We start from the raw sequence: 15,051 nt of genomic DNA, 5'->3' as shown, positions 1-15,051 counted from the left end.
CGATGAGCACGCACGCACGCCCGTTGGCCGACGACCTGGCTGCGGCGAGCGATGACGAGCTGGCGGCGCTGCTGACCGCGCGCGGCGTGCGTCCTGACGCCGCCTGGCAGGATCTCTTCGACGCCGCGGAGGCTCTGCTGGAGCCCTCGTCGATCGGCCGCGTGCTCCCGACCCTCACCGCCGGGGAGGCCGCCGCGCTCGTCGATGCTGCGACGGGAGGCGACGCCGGCACCGGGCGTGAGCGCCTGACCGCACTCGCCCTGCTCCGCCGCGACGGCACGCTGCATCCCCCGGTCGCCGACGCCGTCGCCGGGAGACCACGGCCTGCTCCGCTCGATGAGACGCCCGCACCGGCCGCGGAGGAGTCCGCGGCCGCGCACGCCGCCGAGCGCGCGTTCACCACTGTCGGCGTGCTCGCCGACATCCTCCTGCTCGCCAGAGAGCAGCCGTTCGCACTCCTCATGGGCGGGGCGGTGAGCGCAGGACAGAAGCGCCAGCTCGCCGAGGCGGGTCTCGCCGTCGAGAGCGTGGACCCGCTGGTAGCTCTCGCCGTGCGAGCCGGCCTGGCCACCCCCGTCGAGCGGCTGCTGCGCACCACACCGGCAGCAGAGGACTGGCTCCGCTCCCCCGCTCCCGCCCGCTGGGGCCTCCTGGCCACGGCCTTCCGCGACACCCTCCCTCACGGGATCCGCACCGCGACGGGCGGCTGGCTGCCACCCAGCCAATGGCCTCTGGCCCACCCGTGGGATCCGGCCTGGCCGGAAGAGGCAGCCCGACAGCTCGAGGCCGCCCGTCTGCTCGGCCTCATCGCCGAGGACGGCTCCGAGCCCCCGTGGTCCCCGCCGTTGCGAAGCGGCGAGGCTGCGGACCCCTCGCCCCTGGCGACGCTCCTGCCCGCAGAAGTGGACCGGATCTTCCTCCAGAACGACCTCACGGCGATCGCCCCCGGTCCGCTGCAGCCCGCACTGGACGTGCGCCTGCGCACCATGGCCCGCCGAGAGTCCGCCTCCCAGGCCTCGTCGTACCGGTTCACGGCGGAGTCCGTCGCACACGCCTTCGCCGCAGGAGAGGACGAGGCGTCGATCCTGGAGTTCCTCGGTGGAATCTCGCTCACGGGCATCCCGCAGCCCCTGGGCTACCTCGTCGCGCAGACCGCGCAGCGTCACGGGCTCGTACGGGTCTCGGTCGATGACGAGACCGGACGCACACGGGTGGAGAGCGCTGATGCGCACCTCCTCGAGGCCATGGCGGTCGACCAGTCGCTGCGCCCCCTCGGGCTCGCCGTGCACGTGGGATCGTTGACGACCAAAGTCGGGCAGGACACCGTCTACTGGGCGCTGACCGACGCCCGGTATCCGGCGACGCTCGTCGAGCGCGACGGGACCGTCGCGGTGCGCACACGCCACCCGGCCGCCGTGCCGGATCCCGACTCCGACCCCGGCTACGGACCGCTGATCGCCCGACTGCGCGAACGTCAGGGTCCTGACGCGGACGCCGCGTGGCTGGACAGGGAGCTGGAGGCGGCCGTGCGCGCGAAGGCCGTGCTGCGGGTGACGGTCGGCATGCCGGACGGTTCCACCAGGGACCTCCTCCTCGAAGCCACCGGGATCGGCGGTGGACGACTGCGCGGGAGGGACAGGGCGGCTGACGTCGAGCGCACCCTTCCGGTGTCGAGCATCCGCGCCGCGACCGTCGTCCCGTCCTAGGCCCCGTGCAGCCAGGGGCCGGTAGACTGGTCAGCTATGTCTGATGGCCCCCTGATCGTCCAGAGCGACCGCACCGTGCTCCTCGAGGTCGCCCACGCCGACGCCGAGAGCGCCCGCCACGAGCTCGCGATCTTCGCCGAGCTGGAGCGCGCGCCCGAGCACATCCACACGTACCGGATCACGCGGCTCGGTCTGTGGAACGCCCGCGCGGCCGGGCACACCGCCGAGGACATGCTGGAGACGCTCGACCGCTGGTCGCGCTTCCCCGTGCCGCCCTCCGTCGCGGTCGACCTGCGCGAGACGGTCAACCGGTACGGGCGCCTGGTCATCGAGCGCGACGACGAGGGCGTGCTCATCCTGCGCTCGACCGACCCCGCCGTGCTGGCCCAGGTCGCGAACAACAAGCGCATCCAACCGCTGCTCATCGGGCACCCGACGCCGGAGACGTTCGTCGTGGACGCCTGGGCACGCGGTCAGATCAAGCAGGAGCTGCTGAAGATCGGCTGGCCCGCGGAGGACCTCGCCGGCTACACGCCGGGCACCCCCCACGAGATCGAGCTGGCCGAGGACGGGTGGGCCATCCGCCCCTATCAGCAGGACGCCGTCGACGCGTTCTCGAAGGACGGCTCGGGCGTGGTCGTGCTCCCCTGCGGCGCAGGCAAGACGATCGTGGGCGCCGGGGCCATGGCGGCGACCAAGACGACGACGCTCATCCTCGTGACGAACACGGTGTCCGCACGGCAGTGGCGGGACGAGCTTCTCAAGCGCACCAGCCTCACCCCTGAGGAGATCGGCGAGTACTCCGGCCAGGCCAAGGAGGTCAAGCCCGTCACGATCGCGACCTACCAGATCCTCACGGCGAAACGGAAGGGCGAGTACGCACACCTCGCGCTCCTCGACGCGCTGGACTGGGGGCTCATCGTGTACGACGAGGTACACCTGCTCCCGGCGCCGGTGTTCAAGCTCACCGCCGACCTGCAGGCGCGGCGTCGGATCGGCCTGACCGCGACCCTGGTCCGGGAGGACGGCCGTGAGGGCGACGTGTTCAGCCTCATCGGCCCGAAGCGCTTCGACGCCCCCTGGAAGCAGATCGAGGCACAGGGGTTCATCTCCCCCGCCGCCTGCTTCGAGGTGCGGGTCGACCTTCCCCCGGCGGATCGCCTGGAGTACGCGGCGGCCACCGACGACGAGCGCTACCGGCTCGCGGCCTCCGCCCCGGCGAAGATCGACGCGGTGCGCGAGCTGATCGCGGCGCACGAGGGCGAGCAGATCCTCGTCATCGGACAGTACCTCGACCAGCTCGACGCCCTCTCGCAGGCGCTCGACGCTCCGCAGATCACCGGGTCCACCCCGGTCGAGGAGCGTGAGGAGCTCTACCGGGCGTTCCGCGAGGGCGACATCTCGCTGCTCGTGGTATCGAAGGTCGCGAACTTCTCCATCGACCTCCCCGAGGCGTCGGTCGCCATCCAGGTGTCCGGCTCGTTCGGTTCGCGGCAGGAGGAGGCCCAGCGTCTCGGACGACTCCTCCGCCCCAAGCAGTCCGGCCACACCGCGAGCTTCTACACGCTCGTGGCCCGCGACACGATCGATCAGGACTACGCGCAGAACCGCCAGCGGTTCCTCGCGGAGCAGGGCTACAGCTACACGATCATGGACGCCGAGGCGATCGCCGCCTGACCGGCGTGCGGGCGCTCAGCCGCGCAGCATCCGCGGGAGCTGATGCGTCCCCGCCGCGCCGTCGCTGATCGCCGCGGTCCGAGTGATCCCTCGTCGGCGCGCCCACCGATCTGCGACGGCGGCGAAGACGACCATCGCCGCCGCCGAGCCCAGCAGATCGACGGGCGTCCCCGAGGTCGCGTTCGCATCGACCACGGCGACGGAGCCGAGCAGGAAGATCATCAGATTGTTGACGATGTGCAGCGCGATGGCCGCCTCCAGCCCACCGGTGCGCCACGTGAGCCACGCGGCGACGACGGCGAAGAGGCCGACGCTCGCCGCGCCCCAGACGTCGTACCCGTGTCCCAGCACGAACAGCGGCACCGGCAGCAGGATGGCGAAGGCGGGGTGCCGGAGCCAGCTTCCGACGAGCTGCATCAGGTAGCCACGGAACACATACTCCTCCGCGGCGGCCTGGAACGGGATCAGCACGAGCAGGAGCACCACCATGAGCAGGAGCCCCGGATGGGAGAAGTCCGGCGTCACGGCATCGCCCGCGGCCGCCGACCAGCCGAGCACCACCGCGAAGTAGACGACGAACACCGCGAGCGCCAGCGCGAGGGTCCGGCCGAGCCAGCCCATCCGCAACCGCCCGGTGACCGACGACAGCAGGCCGACGCCTCGTCCCTGGACGACCCGCGAGGCCAGCAGCAGCGCCGGGATCATGAGGATGAGCGGGAGCACGAGCGCCACCAGGAGCCACGGACGGTCGACCTGGAAGAAGGCGGTGGTGCGGAAGAGCATCTGCAGCTCCGCTCCCCATTCCGGGGCGAGGGCCGCCACGATCACGAGCGGCACGATCACGAGCACGAGGATCGCGAGGTAGAAGGCGATGCCGAGGAGGCCGGTGAGCAGCGGCTTCCACCAGCGGGGGCGCGGGCGGAGGAGCGCCAGCCGGTGGTACTCGACCCCGCGAGCGGACACCTCCGGCGAGGGGGCGGACGGGGAGACGGGGGCGGCGGTGGCGTCCTCGATCGAGCTCATGCCTCGATCCTCCCCCGGACGGCTGTGCAACACATCCACCGGCCGGCGGATGGGCCGCATCCACGCCGTTCCGCAGGATAATCAGCCCGCGCATGGCCGAAGTCACCATAATGGGGTCATGACTGCTGCGCGCATCCTGGTCGTCGACGACGAGCCCAACATCCGCGACCTGCTTTCCACGGGTCTCAGCTTCGCCGGGTTCCAGGTGAAGACGGTGGCCAACGGCGCCGCCACGATCTCCGCCGTCCTCGAGGAGGAGCCGGACCTCATCATCCTCGACGTCATGCTCCCCGACATGAACGGGTTCAGCGTGACCAAGCGCCTCCGCGGCGCCGGCTTCACCGCACCCATCCTCTTCCTCACCGCCAAGGACGGCACGGAGGACAAGATCGAGGGCCTGAACGCGGGCGGTGACGACTACGTCACGAAGCCGTTCAGCCTGGACGAGATCGTCGCCAGGGCCCAGGCCATCCTGCGCCGCACCATGCAGGCCGACGAGGAGTCGATCATCCGCGCCGGCGAGCTCTCCATGGACCAGGACACGCACGACGTGCACGTCGGCAAGGAGCCGATCGACCTCAGCCCCACCGAGTTCAAGCTCCTGCGTTACCTCATGCTGAATCCGAATCGGGTGCTGTCGAAGGCGCAGATCCTCGACCACGTCTGGGAGTACGACTTCAACGGCGATGCCGGCATCGTGGAGAGCTACATCTCGTACCTCCGGCGCAAGATCGACCCGCACACGGAGGAGTCGCTGATCCAGACGAAGCGCGGCTTCGGTTACATGCTGAAGGTGGGCAAGACGGTCTGACACCGTCGACCCCGTACCCGCCGTCCGTCGACGGCACCGCCGTCGCAGCAGGGAGGACCGCATGGCGCACAAGCCGGATGCGGTCACCGCGTGGTGGCGACGGATCAGCCTTCGCGCCAAGGTCACCGGTGTCACCGTGGCCGTCCTCGCGCTGGGCCTGCTCGTCGCGGGTATCGGCACGGTGCCGCTGCTGCGCAACGCCCTCGTGGAGAACATCAATGCGCAGCTCCCTGCACTGGTGACCAGCGACCTCGTCAACCGCTATTTCGACACGACGACGATCGACGGCGTCACCACCTATACGCCGAGAGACGAGAAGCCCCGTGACTTCTCGTTCGCCATCTACGACGCGGAGGGCGCCCTGCGCGCGACCGCGCCCAGTGCCTCCGGCCGGGCTCCGGTCTTCCCCGCCGAGTACTCCCTGTCCGACGCCCAGGCGAACGAGGACCAGGTGCTCGCTCTCGAGGACACGGACGGCCGGGTCTACCACGCCGCCGCGGCCGTCGTGCAGCAGGAGGGCGACCCGCTCAGCATCCAGATGGTGGCACTCCCCCTCGCCGAAGCCGACCGCATCATCAGCCAGTACTTCGGGATCTACATCACCATCGCCCTGATCACGATCCTCGTCGCGGCGCTGCTCACCCGCGGTCTCGTGACCCTGACCTTCCGACGACTCGGACAGGTGGAGCAGACCGCCATGTCGATCGCCGCCGGCGACTTCCGACAGCGGCTCACCGACCTGGAGCCGACCACGGAGGTCGGCCGCCTCAATGCGGCCATCAACACCATGCTCGACCGCGTGGATCGCTCCCTCGCGCAGCGCGACCGCACGGTGCAGCACATGCGCCGATTCATCGGAGACGCCAGTCACGAGCTGCGGACGCCGCTGGTCAGCGTCCGCGGGTACGCAGAGCTGTACCGCATGGGCGCGATCAAGGGCGAGGAGGACACCGCCCGGGCGATGGAGCGCATCGAGAAGGAAGCCATTCGCATGGGCGTCCTCGTGGAGGACCTGCTGGCGCTCGCCCGTCTGGATGAGGAGCGGGAGCCGCAGATCGTTCCTCTCGACCTCCGTCCCATCGCCCGCGACGCCGCCTTGGACGTGCGCGCCGCCGCCCCTGGCCGGGTGATCTCCGTGATCGACCGCACGGTCGAGAACGTGCCGACAGCTCCCATCCGCACGCCTGTGGTGCCCATCGCCCCCGAACCCGCCCCCAAGACGCGCCCCCGGGCCACCCTGTCGCGGCTGCGCCGTCGTCCGCGGACGCCCGAGCAGCCCCCGGCCATCGATTTCACCGAGGTGGCGGACATCCCGGTCCGGACGCCGCCGATCGTGCTCGGCGAGGAGAACAAGGTCCGACAGGTGGTGACGAACCTCCTGGGCAATGCGCGCCGATTCTCGCCGGAAGACAGTCCGATCGAGATCGTCGTGGACTCGGATCGCGTCGCCGGGACCGCGAGCATCTCGATCGTCGACCACGGCGAGGGCGTGCCACCGCAGATCCGCGAGCAGATCTTCGAGCGGTTCTGGCGCGCCGACACGTCGCGGGCGCGCGAGACCGGAGGATCCGGTCTCGGGCTCGCCATCGTCGCCTCGATCCTCAAGGCGCTCAATGGCGACATCGCCGTCTCCGAGAGTCCAGGAGGCGGAGCCACCTTCACCGTGACCCTGCCGCTGGCTCCGGCGCGTTCGACACCGGAGCATCTTCTGGAGGACACGCAGCCGTTGGACCGCCTCGACCAGCCGTAGCGGCCGCTTCTGCACAGACGGCCCTCATGGCGCGTTCTCCCGCCTCCGGCGCGGTGATCCGACCCCCGACTCGTCGTCGCTGCCGTCGGCGTATCGTCGGCCTTCTTCGAAGGGAGTTCCCATGACCGTCTTCACCGTCGACACCGACGCCGTCCATGCGGCGGAAGCCGCGACCCGCGCCACCATCGAGCGCCTGCGCACCGAATCCGCCACCCTCATGTCCCAGCTCAGGCAGCTGCAGACCGCATGGGTCGGCACCGCCGCCACGGCGTTCCAAGGCTGCGCCGAAGAGTGGCAGGGCGCTCAGCAGCACGTCGAGCTCGTCCTGGACGGGATCGGGACGTCGCTCGGCGCCGTGGCCACCCAGTACGCCGAAGCGGATCAATACTCGGCGAGCCTGTTCCGCTGAGACGCAGAAAGCCCCCGGCCGGAGCCGGGGGCTTTCTGTGAGACGGAGTCTCTGAACCTCTCAGAGGATCAGAAGTCCATGCCGCCCGTGGGGTCACCCGCGGGAGCAGCGACCTTCTCCGGCTTGTCGGCGACGACGGCCTCGGTCGTCAGGAACAGACCGGCGATCGACGCGGCGTTCTGCAGCGCAGAGCGCGTGACCTTCGCCGGGTCGATGATGCCCTGTGCGAACATGTCGCCGTACTCGCCGCTGGCGGCGTTGAGGCCCTGGCCCGCGGGGAGCTCGGACACCTTGTTGGCGACGACACCCGGCTCGAGACCGGCGTTCAGCGCGATCTGCTTCAGCGGAGCCTCGATCGCCACGCGGACGATGTTCGCACCGGTCGCCTCGTCACCCTCGAGCGAGAGAGCGTCGAGAGCCTTCGTGCCGGACTGGATGAGGGCGACACCACCACCGGGGACGATGCCCTCCTCGACGGCAGCCTTCGCGTTGCGTACGGCGTCCTCGATGCGGTGCTTGCGCTCCTTGAGCTCGACCTCGGTCGCAGCGCCGGCCTTGATGACGGCCACGCCACCGGCGAGCTTCGCCAGACGCTCCTGCAGCTTCTCGCGGTCGTAGTCGCTGTCGGTGTTCTCGATCTCGCGACGGATCTGCGTGACGCGACCCTCGATCTGGTCGGCCTCGCCGGCACCCTCGACGATCGTGGTCTCGTCCTTGGTGACGATGACCTTGCGCGCACGACCCAGCAGGTCGAGCGTGGCGTTCTCGAGCTTCAGGCCCACCTCTTCGGTGATGACCTGGCCACCCGTGAGGATCGCGATGTCCTGCAGCTGCGCCTTGCGACGGTCGCCGAAGCCGGGAGCCTTGACGGCGACCGACTTGAAGATGCCCTTGAGCTTGTTCAGCACGAGGGTCGCGAGGGCCTCACCCTCGACGTCCTCGGCGATGATGACGAGCTCCTTGCCGTCCTGGATCACCTTGTCGACGATGGGCAGGAGGTCCTTGATGTTGGAGACCTTCTGGTTCGCGATCAGGATGTACGGGTCTTCGAAGACGGCTTCCTGGCGCTCCGGGTCCGTGACGAAGTACGGGTTCAGGTAGCCCTTGTCGAAGCGCATGCCCTCGGTGAGCTCGAGTTCGGTGCCGAAGGTCTGCGACTCCTCGACCGTGACGACGCCTTCCTTGCCCACCTTGTCGATGGCCTCGGCGATGAGCTCGCCGATCGCGGGGTCGGCGGCGGAGATGGAGGCGGTCGCGGCGATCTGCTCCTTGGAGTCGATCTCCTTCGCCGAGCTCAGCAGCTCCTCGGTGATGGCGGCGACGGCCTTCTCGATGCCGCGCTTGAGGGAGATGGGGTCGGCGCCGGCCGCGACGTTGCGCAGGCCTTCGCGGACCAGGGCCTGGGCGAGGACCGTGGCGGTCGTCGTGCCGTCGCCGGCGACGTCGTCGGTCTTCTTGGCGACCTCCTTGACGAGCTCCGCGCCGATCTTCTCGTACGGGTCGTCCAGCTCGATCTCCTTGGCGATGGAGACACCGTCGTTCGTGATCGTGGGGGCGCCCCACTTCTTCTCGAGCACGACGTTGCGACCACGCGGGCCGAGGGTCACCTTGACCGCATCGGCGAGGATGTTGAGGCCACGCTCGAGGCCGCGGCGGGCCTCCTCATCGAAGGCGATGATCTTTGCCATGAGTTTTGTCGTCCCTCCTGGACGTAGACGGTGGGTTTAGCACTCAGAGTGAGAGAGTGCTAACGCCATTCTGGCACTCGACACCATCGAGTGCAAGCCGCGTCGTCCGGGAGTCGGGCGAGGGTCAGGGCGCGGGAGTCTCGGGCACCGATGCCGCCCGGTCGACGCCGATCACGATGGTGAGCTGCTTCTGCCCGTCCTCCGTCTGGCCCGCGTAGTAGTCGCTCTGCTGCACCTCGGCGCCGCCGATGACGCCGGCGAGGCCCTTCGCCGCCTCCTCGTCCTCGGCGCTGACGTAATAGACGGTCGTGGTCTCGAAGTCGTCGCTGGCGCTGTCGCTGGCGAGCACGGTCGCCGCCGCCCAGCCGGCGTTGATGAGGGTGTCGCGCATCTGGTCGTCCAGCCCGCTGTCGGGGGTCGCGTTGAGGATGAGCACCGAGTAGGTCGGGTCGATCACCCCGGTCTGCTCGGGCGTGGGAGCCACGGACGACGTCGGCTCCGGAAAGAGGTCGATCCGTCCCATGACGACCAGAGCGCCGAAGATGCCGGCGATGATGAGCACGAGAGCGGCGACGAACGACCACAGGAGCACGACCCAGCCGTTCATCCCCGGAGCTTCGGCACGGTGTGCTCCCACACGTCCGGTGGAACGGGGGACCTCGTCGAAACGGTCACGGGGGGGCTTGGACACCCCTCGATGCTAGCGGCACGTCGCTGGTAAACCGTTCCATGACGAGCACGACCCCGCAGGATCAGGTCATCCGGTGAACCCGGGGATCCGGGACGTGCGCCGGGCGCTTCTGGCGTCCCGCAGTCGACGCAGTCGGCCGACGAGGATCGGATCGAAGGCGAGGGCCGCCTCGGAGTCGATGAGACGGGCGAGCAGCTGGTAGTAACGCGCCGCGCTCATGCCCAGTCGCGCACGGATCGCTTCCTCCTTCATACCGCCGTGGCGCGGCCAGGCGGCCTCCAGGGCGAGGATCGCGCGATCGCGTTCCGTGAGGTGGTCAGCGGGCATGCCCTCAGATTAGGTCGTGGTCGACGGATCGCCCGCGCGCCACTCCCACCGGGCGCCGAGCGGGTCGGCAGCGGCGCGCACCCGCCCGTCGAGCGCGACGACGAATCCGGGCCAGGCCTCCGCGACGACCGGTGGGTCCCAGACCTCGAGGAGAGCGGGCGGGTCGATCGTGACCCAGCGCGCGGGCAGCGTCGCGATCGTCTCGATCAGCGCCTCCCGCTGCTCCCGGGGGATGTGCACGAGAACCCCGGGGGTCGTGATCACCAGCGTGGCATGCGCCGGCGCGGATCCTGCCAGCTCCTCCAGATGGGCGGCTGCGTCTCCGGCGACGAGAAGCGGCGGCTCGGCGGCCGCGATGTCGAGCGCGGCGGTGATGCGCTGCTCCCTCCCCTCCTCTCCCGGCCACACGAGCGCCCGCAGCCAGCGCCGATCCTCTTCGTCGGCGGCGTCCAGCGGGGCGAGGTCGATCCCGGCGCGCCACACCACCTCCGGCATGCGCAGCGGGGGGAGGTCGCCGGTGACGGTGCTCTCCAGCACCACGGTGGAGGGACCGTCGAGGGGGTCGAGCGCGCGACGAACGGACCCGCCGTCGTCGATGAAACGGTATGAGTAGCGATCGGGATAGAGGCAGAGGCCGGCGGAGGCGCCGACCTCCAGCAGCGCGATCGGGCCCTCGATCTCGGAGAGCACCGGCAGCAGTGCCGCGGTGCGGAGGGGCTCGTTGGTCTGCAGGGCGCGGCTCGTGCATTCCTCGACGAGTCGAGAGGCATTGGTCAGGACGAACCGACGCCACTCGCGGTACGGACCGTGACCGGCGCCGAGCAGGCGGGACACGGCGAACACGAGCGGAGGCTGGCGACGGGTGGCGGGAATCCGCAGCAGAACCTCGCTGATCTCGTCGTCTTCGGCGACCCCGGCCGCCCACTCCCCGTACAGCGCACTGCGCCCCGGAGCCTCCACGGCCGCGAATCGGGCATAGCGCTCCTGCACGGCATCCTTCATGCGTCCATTCTGACGGGGAGCGCCATGAGGGCCCTGCACAAGGGAGAATGGAGAGGACTCAGGAGGACACGATGCCCTACAGCGTGAACAAGACCGAAGACGAGTGGCGCGACGAGCTCGGCGAAGAGCAGTACGCCGTGCTGCGCCAGGCGGCGACCGAGCGGGCGTGGACCGGCGAGCTGCTCGATGAGGAGCGCGCCGGACTCTACACCTGCGGCGCCTGCGGCGCCGAGCTCTTCAAGAGCGGCACGAAGTTCGATTCCGGCTGCGGCTGGCCGAGCTTCTACGAGTCGGTCCGGCCGGACGCCGTCGAGCTGCTCGAGGACGACAGCCTCGGCATGGTCCGCACCGAGGTCCGCTGCGCATCCTGCGGTTCGCACCTCGGCCACGTCTTCCCGGACGGCTTCGGCACCCCCACCGGTGACCGCTACTGCATGAACTCGATCGCGCTGAACTTCACGCCCGACGAGTCGTGAGCGCCCTCGACGCCGTCCGCGCACGGCAGTCCTGGTCGAAGGTCGGGGACACCGCCCCGGGACGCGAGGAGCTGGTGACGCTCATCGGCGCCGCCGGTCGCGTCGCCGATCACTCGTCCCTGCGCCCCTGGCGGCTGATCGAGCTGCGCGGCCAGGACCGCGAGGCGCTCGGCGCCGCGATCGCGGAGGCGCAGGGGGACGCCGAGCCGTCGGCGAAACCGCTGCGGGCCCCGCTCCTCATCGCCGTGGTCGTGAGCTACCGGGCGAGCGAGAAGGTGCCACGCTGGGAACAGGAGGCGGTGGCCTCCGGCGTCGCCCACGTCCTGAGCCTGCTGCTCGACGAGGCGGGATGGGGCGTCATCTGGCGCACCGGCCAGTACACGCGCTCGGAACCGGTCGCGCGCATGCACGGGCTGGGGCCGGACGAGGAGCTTCTCGGTTGGCTCTACGTCGGGGCGAAACCCGAGGGCAAGAGCCCGGGCCGCCGCAAGACCGTCGACGCCCGCGCGCTCCTGACCCGACCGCCGAGACTCTCGCCGGAGGCGCGGGCCGCTGCTGAGGCGGCCGCACGGGAGGCCGAGAAGCAGAAGGCCGAGAAGGCCGAGAAGAAGGCCCGCAAGAGGGCGAAGAAGAAAGAGAAGAAGAAGGCCAAGAAGGCCGCCAAGAAGACCCGCTCCTAGAGCCGGCGGCGTCGCCAGGGCACCGCGACCAGCACCGAGCCGACCGCCACGATCACCATCGCGACCACCTGCCACAGCGCCGGTCCCGCCTGCGCCGGCCAGAGCAGGTCGATCACGACGGACGTGACGAGCTGCCCGAGCACCGAACCCAACCCCATCAGCAGCACGCCGGTGTGCGCGACGATGAACGCGCCGAGCAGGATGTAACCCGCCCCCAGGAAGCCGCCGAGGTAGAGCCAGGGCTCGGTCGGCAGCGCGGCCGGCCATCCCCGCACGGCGACGCTGATGCCGGCGGCGACCGCGAGCACCAGGGTGCCGGCGATGAAGCTCATGAGCGTGGCGGCGATCGGCGACTGCACGCGTTGAGCCAGCCGCCCGTTCGTCGCCGCCTGCCAGGCGATGCCGACACCCGCGGCGAAGGGCAGCAGGAGCATCCACAGCGGAGCGGTCGCCAGCACGTCGCCCGAGAGGGAGATCCCGACCGCGGCGAGCGCCAGCACCCCGCCCATCACCCGACCGGGGGTGACGGCCACGACACCGGCCGGCCCGAAGCCGATGCGGTCGAGGACGAGGCCGTGCAGGGTCTGTCCTGCCACGACACCCACCGTGAAGAGGGAGACGCCGAGGATCCCCGCCGTCAGACCCTGGGTGGACACGGTGAGTGCGCCGCAGGCGCCCCCGAGGAGCATCCAGAACGGGATGCTCCGATCGCGGATGCCGCGCCCGAGACGCAGGGCACCACGGCGCGCCGAAGGCAGGAAGGAGATGACCACGGCGAGGGCCACGAGTCCTACCGCGAAGGAGAGGAAGCCGGCGACGATGCCGTTGTCGACGCGCACGCCCAGGACCCCGTTGATGCGCGCCTGGATCGCGGTCATGACTCCGATCGCGACGGCTCCCCCGAGCGCCAGAGGAGCAGGGATGCGGCGGGCGGGGGTCACCTGTCGACACTATCGGAGCCTCCGCGCGCACCTGTCCTCCACGGTGCCGTCCTCCTGGAGGACGAGCGCACCGCATCAGGGAATCGTCCTGCAGGAGGACGCGCGCCGGCCCGATGATCCGTAGCGTGGTGCCCATGATCACCGCAGAAGGCCTCACCAAGAGATTCGGGGACAAGACCGCCGTCGACGGCGTGTCCTTCACCGTGCAGCCAGGGAGCGTCACCGGCTTCCTCGGACCGAACGGCGCAGGGAAGTCGACGACCATGCGCATGATCGTCGGGCTGGACCGTCCGACGGCGGGCCGGGCCACCGTGGCCGGCCAGGAGTATCGCAAGCTCCGCGCCCCGCTGACCGAGGTCGGCGTGCTCCTCGATGCCAAGGCCGTGCACACCGGTCGGACAGCGCGGGATCACCTCCGCGCGATGGCAGCCACGCACGGCATCCCGACCTCCCGTGTCGACGAGGTCATCGAGCTCGCCGGCATCGGCGCGGTCGCCCGCAAGCGCGCCGGGAAGTTCTCGCTCGGCATGGGGCAGCGACTGGGGATCGCCTCCGCGCTGCTCGGCGATCCGCACACCCTCATCCTCGACGAGCCGGTCAACGGCCTCGACCCGGAGGGCGTCCGCTGGGTGCGGCAGTTCGTCCGGCATGCCGCCTCCGAGGGACGGACGGTCCTGCTCTCCAGCCACCTCATGAGCGAGATGGCGCAGACGGCGGACCACGTCATCGTGATGGGACGGGGCAAGGTCCTCGCCGACGCCCCGCTCGCGGAGCTCGTCCGCTCCTGGACGACCAACCGCGTCCGCGTGCGGACACCCCGCCCGACCGACCTCGTGGCCGCTGTGGGCGGTCCGGACGTGGAGATCGTCAGCGCGGCTCCCGATCTGCTCGACATCGCAGGGCTCCCGGCAGCCCGCATCGGCGACCTCGCCGCGGAGCGCGGCATTCCGCTGCACGAACTCACCCCGACCACCGGATCCCTCGAAGAGGCCTACCTCGCCCTCACCGGCGACGCCGTCGAGTACCGCACGAAGGAGCTCTCATGACCGCCGCCCCCGCCGTGACGACTCCGGCCGTCGCGCCCCCCGCCACCGACTCGGGCCGGCGCCTCACCTTCCCGCGCGCCGTGCGCGGTGAGGCGATCAAGCTCATCACCCTCCGGTCCACCTGGTGGTCCATCGCGATCGCCGCCGCGCTCACGATCGGCATCGCCGTCCTCATCGCTCAAGCGATCGACGCCCCCGGCTTCGACCCGATCCAGGCCGTCGTCATGCCGATCCAGTTCACGATGCTGCTCGCCGGCATCATCGGAGCGATCTCGGTGACCGGCGAGTACTCCACGGGCATGATCCGCTCGACGCTGACGGCCGACCCGATCCGCGGGTCCGTGCTGCTGGCGAAGTCGCTCGTGCTCGCGGCCTTCCTCTTCCTGTCGTCGCTGGTCATCTTCGGCGTCGCCGCGGTCGCCGTGTCCGCCGTGGTCGCAGGACGGGAGCAGGGCATCGACTGGTCGGACCCCGCGACCTCCGTCCTGCCGATCGTCGTCGCCTCGCTCGCCATGGCCGTCTTCGCGCTGATCGGCGTGGCCTTCGGCTTCATCCTGCGCTCGGGTGCCGGAGCGATCGCAGCGACCGTCGGTCTGCTGTTCGTCCTGCCGATCGTCGCGAGCTTCTTCGCGATGGCGGGAGAGGCCTGGGCCTGGGTGATCGACGCCTCCGCCTACCTCCCCGTGGCCGCCGCGCAGAGCGCGATCCTGCCCGGTGACACGGCGACGCTGGATGCGCCGGTCGCCTTCCTCACCCTCGGCTGCTGGGTGGTCGGCGGTCTGCTGGCCGCGTGGGCCGTCCTCCGCACGCGGGACGCGTAGGAG

The 15,051-nt window shown here is 70.4% G+C and carries 15 protein-coding genes; 9 read left to right on the top strand and 6 right to left on the bottom strand.

The features are described from left to right. The first annotated feature begins 2 nt into the window (after positions 1 to 2). On the top strand, positions 3 to 1,706 hold the full coding sequence (locus B2W79_RS08275) for a helicase-associated domain-containing protein (protein ID WP_292788535.1): 1,704 nt from the start codon (positions 3 to 5) through the stop codon (positions 1,704 to 1,706). A gap of 36 nt (positions 1,707 to 1,742) precedes the next feature. Next, positions 1,743 to 3,383, top strand: coding sequence for a DNA repair helicase XPB (locus B2W79_RS08270; protein ID WP_071328824.1), 1,641 nt, complete (start codon positions 1,743 to 1,745; stop codon positions 3,381 to 3,383). Between the two features lie 15 nt (positions 3,384 to 3,398). Here B2W79_RS08270 and B2W79_RS08265 read toward each other — a convergent pair whose 3' ends face one another. Then, positions 3,399 to 4,406 (bottom strand): CPBP family intramembrane glutamic endopeptidase, encoded by a 1,008-nt coding sequence (locus B2W79_RS08265; RefSeq protein ID WP_071328825.1) that lies wholly within the window; start codon positions 4,404 to 4,406, stop codon positions 3,399 to 3,401. 118 nt (positions 4,407 to 4,524) lie between these two features. Between B2W79_RS08265 and B2W79_RS08260 the strand changes: the two genes are divergently transcribed. The 3 genes from B2W79_RS08260 to B2W79_RS08250 all read left to right on the top strand — a co-directional run bounded on the left by B2W79_RS08260 (position 4,525) and on the right by B2W79_RS08250 (position 7,376). Then, on the top strand, positions 4,525 to 5,217 hold the full coding sequence (locus tag B2W79_RS08260) for a response regulator transcription factor (protein WP_025105529.1): 693 nt from the start codon (positions 4,525 to 4,527) through the stop codon (positions 5,215 to 5,217). Between the two features lie 61 nt (positions 5,218 to 5,278). Then, complete coding sequence (locus B2W79_RS08255; protein WP_071328826.1) at positions 5,279 to 6,967, top strand: sensor histidine kinase; 1,689 nt, start codon at positions 5,279 to 5,281, stop codon at positions 6,965 to 6,967. A gap of 121 nt (positions 6,968 to 7,088) precedes the next feature. Further along, positions 7,089 to 7,376: a WXG100 family type VII secretion target gene (locus B2W79_RS08250; protein ID WP_060921915.1), complete on the top strand. Its 288-nt coding sequence runs from the start codon at positions 7,089 to 7,091 to the stop codon at positions 7,374 to 7,376. A gap of 68 nt (positions 7,377 to 7,444) precedes the next feature. On the opposite strand, the gene groL is transcribed toward B2W79_RS08250, so the two are convergent. From groL to B2W79_RS08230, 4 genes are all read right to left on the bottom strand, one after another. Next, a complete protein-coding gene (gene groL / locus B2W79_RS08245; RefSeq protein WP_071328827.1) occupies positions 7,445 to 9,064 on the bottom strand; it encodes a chaperonin GroEL in 1,620 nt (539 codons plus the stop codon). A 124-nt stretch (positions 9,065 to 9,188) separates the two neighbouring features. After that, positions 9,189 to 9,755, bottom strand: coding sequence for a LytR C-terminal domain-containing protein (locus B2W79_RS08240; protein WP_256209425.1), 567 nt, complete (start codon positions 9,753 to 9,755; stop codon positions 9,189 to 9,191). 66 nt (positions 9,756 to 9,821) lie between these two features. Further along, on the bottom strand, positions 9,822 to 10,082 hold the full coding sequence (locus B2W79_RS08235) for a DUF3263 domain-containing protein (RefSeq protein WP_071328829.1): 261 nt from the start codon (positions 10,080 to 10,082) through the stop codon (positions 9,822 to 9,824). A gap of 9 nt (positions 10,083 to 10,091) precedes the next feature. Beyond that, the gene (locus B2W79_RS08230) at positions 10,092 to 11,084 is read right to left on the bottom strand and encodes a DUF2332 domain-containing protein (RefSeq protein ID WP_071328830.1); all 993 of its coding nucleotides are present in this window, start codon (positions 11,082 to 11,084) and stop codon (positions 10,092 to 10,094) included. A 71-nt stretch (positions 11,085 to 11,155) separates the two neighbouring features. On the opposite strand from B2W79_RS08230, the gene msrB reads away from it, so the two are divergent. Together msrB and B2W79_RS08220 are read left to right on the top strand one after the other, a co-directional pair. Then, positions 11,156 to 11,560 carry a peptide-methionine (R)-S-oxide reductase MsrB gene (msrB, locus tag B2W79_RS08225; RefSeq protein WP_136051543.1) on the top strand — a complete coding sequence of 135 codons (405 nt, stop codon included), beginning with the start codon at positions 11,156 to 11,158 and terminating at the stop codon, positions 11,558 to 11,560. Then, positions 11,557 to 12,240 carry a nitroreductase family protein gene (locus B2W79_RS08220; RefSeq protein ID WP_083391727.1) on the top strand — a complete coding sequence of 228 codons (684 nt, stop codon included), beginning with the start codon at positions 11,557 to 11,559 and terminating at the stop codon, positions 12,238 to 12,240. The genes msrB and B2W79_RS08220 overlap by 4 nt, the downstream gene beginning before the upstream one ends. Here B2W79_RS08220 and B2W79_RS08215 read toward each other — a convergent pair. Further along, on the bottom strand, positions 12,237 to 13,151 hold the full coding sequence (locus B2W79_RS08215) for a DMT family transporter (RefSeq protein ID WP_071329115.1): 915 nt from the start codon (positions 13,149 to 13,151) through the stop codon (positions 12,237 to 12,239). The two genes, B2W79_RS08220 and B2W79_RS08215, sit on opposite strands and share 4 nt — an antisense overlap. A 164-nt stretch (positions 13,152 to 13,315) precedes the next feature. On the opposite strand from B2W79_RS08215, the gene B2W79_RS08210 reads away from it, so the two are divergent. Both B2W79_RS08210 and B2W79_RS08205 read left to right on the top strand, forming a co-directional pair. Beyond that, the gene (locus B2W79_RS08210; RefSeq protein WP_071329116.1) at positions 13,316 to 14,227 is read left to right on the top strand and encodes an ABC transporter ATP-binding protein; all 912 of its coding nucleotides are present in this window, start codon (positions 13,316 to 13,318) and stop codon (positions 14,225 to 14,227) included. Continuing rightward, positions 14,224 to 15,048: an ABC transporter permease gene (locus B2W79_RS08205; RefSeq protein ID WP_292788521.1), complete on the top strand. Its 825-nt coding sequence runs from the start codon at positions 14,224 to 14,226 to the stop codon at positions 15,046 to 15,048. The genes B2W79_RS08210 and B2W79_RS08205 overlap by 4 nt, the downstream gene beginning before the upstream one ends. Positions 15,049 to 15,051 lie beyond the last annotated feature (3 nt).

Source organism: Microbacterium sp. UBA7513 (genome assembly GCF_002478345.1).
GTDB lineage: Bacteria > Actinomycetota > Actinomycetes > Actinomycetales > Microbacteriaceae > Microbacterium.
This window is presented reverse-complemented; position numbering and strand designations above follow the sequence as displayed.